Genomic DNA, 6,089 nt, shown 5'->3' with positions numbered 1-6,089 from the left:
TAATGACCAATGACTAATGACCAATGACTAATGACCAATGACTAATGACCAATGACTAATGACCAATGACTAATAACCAATGACTAATGACCAATGACTAATAACTAATGACCAATGACTAATGACCAATGACTAATGACCAATGACTAATGACCAATGACTAATGACCAATGACTAATAACTAATAACTAATAACTAATAACTAATAACTAATAACTAATGACTAATAACGCCGAACAAATTAAAACTATATTTAATCGAATTGCACCAGTTTACAATCAATTGAACGACTGGTTGAGCTTTGGGCAACACCGGATTTGGAAGCAAATGGCGGTGAAATGGAGCAGTGCGGGCCCCGGAAATACTTGTTTAGACTTGTGCTGCGGTAGCGGGGATCTAGCTTTGTTGCTGGCCAAACAAGCAGGGCCGACCGGTTGCGTCTTTGGAGTAGATTTTTCCGCCGAACAATTGGCCGTGGCTGCCAAGCGCGATCGACCTTTTCTCACCCCTGCCAGTCTTATTTCCTGGGTAGAAGCTGACGCCCTAGACTTGCCTTTTGCTGACAATTACTTCGACTGCGCCACAATGGGTTACGGGCTGCGTAACGTGACTGACATCCCCCGCAGTCTTCAGGAATTGCACCGCGTCCTCAAACCCGGTGCCAAAGCAGCTATTCTCGACCTCCACCGCCCCAGCAATTCCCTAATGCGGAGCTTCCAGCAGTTTTATCTAGACAGTCTCGTAGTACCCATTGCTCAGCAATTTGGCATGACTCAAGAATATGCCTACATTAATCCTAGTTTAGAAAAATTCCCGATCGGCCAGCAGCAAGTCGCGATCGCCAACAAAGCCGGATTTGCCGCCGCCACCCACTACCCGATTGCCGGAGCTATGATGGGAGTATTGGTATTAGTCCGTTGACTGTTGTCAGTTGTCAGTTGTCAGTTGTCAACAGTCAACAGTTAACAGTTAACAGTCAACAATCAACAATTCCCAATTCCCAATTATTGATGAATCCGTCTGACATTTGGCTGTTGTTGGCCCCACCTGTAGTGGGAGGAATTATTGGCTATTTCACTAACGATATAGCTATCAAAATGCTGTTCCGCCCCTATCGAGCTATTTACATCAAAGGGCGGAAGTTGCCTTTCACTCCAGGCTTGATCCCCCGCAACCAAGAGCGCTTGGCAAAGCGAATTTCCGATACAATTATGGGTTCGCTGCTGACGCCGGAGGAACTGCAAAACTTGGCGCGCCGCCTCCTGCAAACCGAGCGGATGCAGTCGGTGATTCTCTGGCTGTTGCAGTTGGCGCTGGATCAGGTAAAAGCAGACGCAGAGCAAAAAACGGCTAAAATTCTCGCTAACATTCTGCGAGATTTGCTGGGGGAATCTGTGCCGCGAATTCTCAAAGTTTTGGCGCGCCGGGAAGATTTTTTAGAAGCTCAGCTTAATCAAATTTTTGATCAAGTTTTGCTGGAGATTCAGCTTACGGAATCTCAGGCGGCTCAGCTTGCTGATTGGTTGTTGCAGGTAGTAATACCCCCGGAAGTGTTGAGGCAGGCTTTAATTGACTTTTTGACGGATCGCAATATTTCGATCATCGATGAAGGGTTTCGAGAAAAAACGAGCGGCACTTATTGGGTAGTAGCAAATTTGTTTGGTTTGCGGAACACTTTAACTCGGCTGCGGACTTTTTGTCTGGATGACAGAGAAGCGACAAATCAGCGCTTAGCAGAGTTAACTATTTCTTTGGGGATTCGCGGGCGAATTCAGGAATGGCTGCAAAATTTGTCGATGCAAAATTTACCGGTTTCGACTGTGAGACAGTTGCGAAAAACTATGCGCGACAGTGTTCGCAGCTATGTTCAGCAGCGGGGTACAGATGTACTTGAGGGGTTGAGTAAATCTATTGACTGGGAAAATATTTCGCGGTTGATTCTCAATCGCTTGCAAACTTCAGCGGTGATGAGCGCTTCCCTCGGAATTGTCAGCAAAGAACTTGCTTTGGTTTTAGAGCGTTATTTAGAGCGGGATTTAGAAAATATTGTAGCTCAGGCTATCCCGATTTTGAATATTGACCAGGTGATTGTCGATCGAGTCAAAGGTACTTCTCCTGAAGAGTTGGAGTTAGCAATTCAGGGGATTGTCCAAAGCGAGTTGCAGGGAATTGTAAATTTAGGAGGGATTTTGGGTGTTTTTGTCGGCTGTTTACAGACAGTTGTGATTTGGATTCAGCGGTGATTTATTTCGGCAGTTATGAGATATTTGTTCTAGTCCAATATTCACTCGACTTGCACCCACAGTACCAAAAACCTGGTTTTTCGACCGTATTGGCCACCTCAGCCAGAGGATTTTTGGTAAGTAATTGGACAGAATTAATTACACACTGATTTTTTGCTGATTCTTTACTAGACAAGGCTTGTAGCCCAAATTTTTGTGTAATTAATTGTGTCCTACTACTTATAAACCGGGTTTTTGTGACCCAATCCTAATTTACTTATTTTCTAAATCTATGCCAGCCCCCAATTCGGACGATCGCACAAACATCCCAAAAAACCCGCGCAACCTCAGCCGCCAACAATACGAGCGTTTAACCGCAGAAATGGCCACTCCCTACCGGCCTCTGCGACAGTTTGTCTATGTAGCTTGTGGCGCTTCGGGCTTTATCGGCGGCTTGGTTTTCCTCGCTAAAATTGCCTCTGGGCGGGAAATTGGTTCTGCTTTGCCTAATTTTGCCCTCCAAGTCGGAGTGGTGGCCCTGATGGTGTTCCTGTTTCGCTGGGAGCAGCGCGCCGAGGGCCGATCCCCGAAGTCGAAGTAACAAAAATTTACAAATCGAGACAAAAATCTATCTGAGGCAAGGAAAAGTTATAAATATAAAGAAATTATTATGAAATCGTGGTTTCCCAGCGATCCCTGTAATACTAATAATGTGGCTTTAATTGGGGTCAGCAAATTTAAAGGCCCTAATCATAAACCGCTTGTAATTCGTTCAATTGGGGTCAGCTTTCATAAAGACCCTAAATATATAAAATAAATTTAAGCCCAGCGCCAGCCTTCACTGATAGAAGAGCTGGCGTTCGGCATTTTGCTAGGATCGGGAGATTGGGAGAGAGAATCATATCAATTTGGGTGGCACCGTCGGTGATTGTTGACAGTTGACTGTTAACTGTTGACAGTTGACTGTTGACTGGTGACTGTTGACTGGTGACTGTTGACTGTTGACTGGTGAATCGTGGTCGCAAAACTGAATGGTTGAGTGTTATCAGTAGGGTGTGCACCGCGCACAGAGAGGCCCATACAAGCGCCCTGAACCGAGTTTTTTCCCTAGCATCCGATATAGGTAATACCAGTTCCCAAAAATCATGCAGCTGTAGACTTGTGCTGCAAACCAGGATAATCATCAGTCATTCGCCAATCTAAAATCTAAAATCTAAAATCTAAAATTGTATAAGTGCTGGGGCGATCGACTAATTTGGTATTTCCCCAAGACCTTAGCCTGTGCAGTAACTAATGAGATGTGTCAAAGTCTAAGTAGAAAAAGATGTTGGGAGATTTTACTATGAATAGATCATTTTTCAAAGGGCGGTGGACACTATTTTTAGCAGCAGGCGCGGGAATTGTATTTTACAGCAATGCTGCGGCGGCGGCCGAAAAGGTAGTGCTCAAATACAGTGCGATCCGAATGACTTTACCCGTCAGCGAATTAGAAATTTTTGCAGAAACTGGGAAAATGTCGCCCGCGTTAGAAATGCTGCTGGGAAAAGCAAAAAAAGACCCCGAAGCCGTTCGCAACAGTCTGACGAGACCAGTAAAAGTCAGTCAAAGCTTTTTGGATCGGACGCTTAACAGCAAGGTTGGGGAAATAATTCTCGATGAGGTGGGTGAGGTAATTCGCACTCCTTCTGGGAATGCAAATCGAGAAGCTTTGAGATCTGCCTTGGTGCTGTCTGCAACTAATGATAACGAGATTACAATGCTGGAAGCGATGAAGAATTATCCTACTCCAGAAGTTTATGTTGAGGGCGATCGCTTAGTTGAAGCTTACGGCAAACTTGTAGCTTTGTCAGAACAATTGGGTGGCGTTTCAGAACGGCTGCAAGACATTTTGAACAAGATTCGTCTGCCTAGATTGTAGTGGATTTGGTCAAGGACGGTTGATTGCTTCGAGCGATCGCACTTGGGTTGCTGAACCTGCATAAATTACAGGGGAGTTACCTTTTTTTGTGCAAAATTTTCCTAATTTTGACACGAGTTAAAAACAAAATCTAACTCCCGGCAAGCTTCAAACCTGACGGGAATCAGCCATTCCTAATTCTAAAATCTAAAATCTAAAATCAGATAACTTCGCTGTCAAATCTAGATCGGGATAGATGTTCGAGAGTTTACTAAAAGTGGCTCCTGAAGTATAGCAATCCTAAATGATTTGTGAGAAACAATCATAGCTAAAAAGCTTGGGAAAGTCAAATATTTGGAGATGAGTGACTAATTTAAATAGGGCTTGCTGGGCGTTGCTTAATTAGGGTATGAAAAAAATAAGTTGAAAAGGCAGAAGCTTTGTGGATACTGGTTTCTATGACTTGCATATTTAGCCTTTCATACCGTAAATCAGCAACGCCGAGAAATACTGTCCCCTGCAATTTGCTCTCCGAAGTTCCGATCGACACTCACCAAAAAACTAGCGAGAAGCCCCTGGCTTTAGACATGGGGAGGAAAGCGGCTGCGACGACCGTCGCCTTGAATCAAAATCCATAGGAATAGCCATCTTTTTTATGAATAGGTTGGCAATATTTATGACTAATTCCTGCCACTCTTCCCTTCGTTGTAGCGATGTCAAACGAACCGGATGCACGGCAAAGAACTCGTCCCACCTAGGAACCGACTTTCTTGCCTGCGGTGACTGTCGCGCCAACGATATCGCCAGTTTTAAAACCAAAATGGATCTGCTTTTTCGATCTATGTCGAATTGGGAAGCCAAACCTATTTGTGCCACACATTTGTCGAGTACCGTGTCCTGCTGCTTTTATTAACAGCGGTTGAGAAGTCAGCACCTTCAACTCTTCGACTTGACCTACGCAAGCAGCATCCAACCAGTGGGATTTAGGTAGATTTAATCGAGTGCGATTAAATTTTGTTAAGCCACCACTGCCAGTAGAAACTGGTAAACCAGTCGTCAAACGGAGTCCGTTAAACAACGCCCAGCGAGTTGAATTAACTGCTGCTGCATCTTTTAAGGGACGTTTTGCTTGGGATAGAATCCGCTTTAAAATATCGGGCTTTTTAGATAGGAATTGCTCAATCTCTTGAGTGCCTTTCTTTTTGTTGCAAGTATCACAAGCAAGGCACAGATTAGAAATGCGATTAGATCCGCCTTTGGCTCTGGGATGAATGTGTTCGACTTGTAGTGGCATATCCGTAATTCCACAATACGCACACTTTCTGTCCCATTTGTTCAATAAATATTCGCGGATCTCGTAGCCGTATAGAACGCCTTGCTGGTACTCCAGTCCACTAATTTCTGGGTTTTCTGATTGTTGCAAGTCGAACCGCACAAGTTCTTGGAAAACAGAAGCAATGGGAGCAAGTTTCCTCAATCTATTTACCCAAGTTAAGGTTGTTTCTACACGATGTTGCAAGCTTGGAGCCAACCACCCTTTCGAGCGAGTTCTGTTTAATAATCTAGCTTTTCGGTAGCGGGTATGACGATTTCTTCTGCCTCTACGCAATGAACGGCGAGACTCCAGACCAGCTTTAATAGCTTGACCGGGCGTGAGCTAGTTCTGCACCAAAGATTACGTCTTTTCCTTGCACTAATGCGATTCCAGTAGCCTTGGAGCCAGGGTCTAATTTAAGAGTGATTGGTTCCTGGGGTGCTGTTATCTCTACCTTGAGAATGAGTGTGAATGGATATCTTTTAAAAACAGCAGCTTTGCCAGTGGTTAGCAATTTGCGAGCCAATCCTGGACGAATTGGATTGAGCGGTCGTTTGTGGATATCAAGTAGAAAAACGAAATTAGACACAAAGTCCTCCATTGCTGGGTAAAGTTCGCTCCCTTGAATATTTTAGGAGCTTGTTATGCCAAAAGC

General features: G+C 44.4%; 5 protein-coding genes and 1 pseudogene. 4 read left to right on the top strand and 2 right to left on the bottom strand.

Annotation, left to right across the window (positions count from 1 at the left end):
- Window positions 1-219 precede the first annotated feature (219 nt).
- From ubiE to QUA16_RS24525, 3 genes are all read left to right on the top strand, one after another.
- Window positions 220-921 (top strand): bifunctional demethylmenaquinone methyltransferase/2-methoxy-6-polyprenyl-1,4-benzoquinol methylase UbiE, encoded by a 702-nt coding sequence (ubiE, locus tag QUA16_RS24535; RefSeq protein ID WP_333107175.1) that lies wholly within the window; start codon window positions 220-222, stop codon window positions 919-921.
- 89 nt (window positions 922-1,010) lie between these two features.
- Complete coding sequence (locus QUA16_RS24530) at window positions 1,011-2,243, top strand: DUF445 family protein (protein ID WP_333107176.1); 1,233 nt, start codon at window positions 1,011-1,013, stop codon at window positions 2,241-2,243.
- Window positions 2,244-2,514: 271 nt separating this feature from the next.
- The gene (locus QUA16_RS24525) at window positions 2,515-2,823 is read left to right on the top strand and encodes a DUF3493 domain-containing protein (RefSeq protein WP_333057719.1); all 309 of its coding nucleotides are present in this window, start codon (window positions 2,515-2,517) and stop codon (window positions 2,821-2,823) included.
- Window positions 2,824-3,022: 199 nt separating this feature from the next.
- Here QUA16_RS24525 and QUA16_RS24520 read toward each other — a convergent pair whose 3' ends face one another.
- Window positions 3,023-3,247, bottom strand: coding sequence for a hypothetical protein (locus QUA16_RS24520; RefSeq protein WP_333181394.1), 225 nt, complete (start codon window positions 3,245-3,247; stop codon window positions 3,023-3,025).
- 317 nt (window positions 3,248-3,564) lie between these two features.
- Here QUA16_RS24520 and QUA16_RS24515 point away from each other — a divergent pair, with 317 nt between their 5' ends.
- A complete protein-coding gene (locus QUA16_RS24515) occupies window positions 3,565-4,140 on the top strand; it encodes an alpha/beta hydrolase (protein WP_333107174.1) in 576 nt (191 codons plus the stop codon).
- Between the two features lie 604 nt (window positions 4,141-4,744).
- On the opposite strand, the pseudogene iscB reads toward QUA16_RS24515, so the two are convergent.
- Window positions 4,745-6,023: pseudogene (iscB, locus tag QUA16_RS24510) on the bottom strand (RNA-guided endonuclease IscB).
- Between the last annotated feature and the right edge of the window lie 66 nt (window positions 6,024-6,089).

Source organism: Microcoleus sp. S13_C3 (assembly GCF_036700905.1).
GTDB lineage: Bacteria > Cyanobacteriota > Cyanobacteriia > Cyanobacteriales > Microcoleaceae > Microcoleus.
Note: the sequence above shows the minus strand (reverse complement) of the source record. Positions and strands in the feature narration are given on the sequence as shown.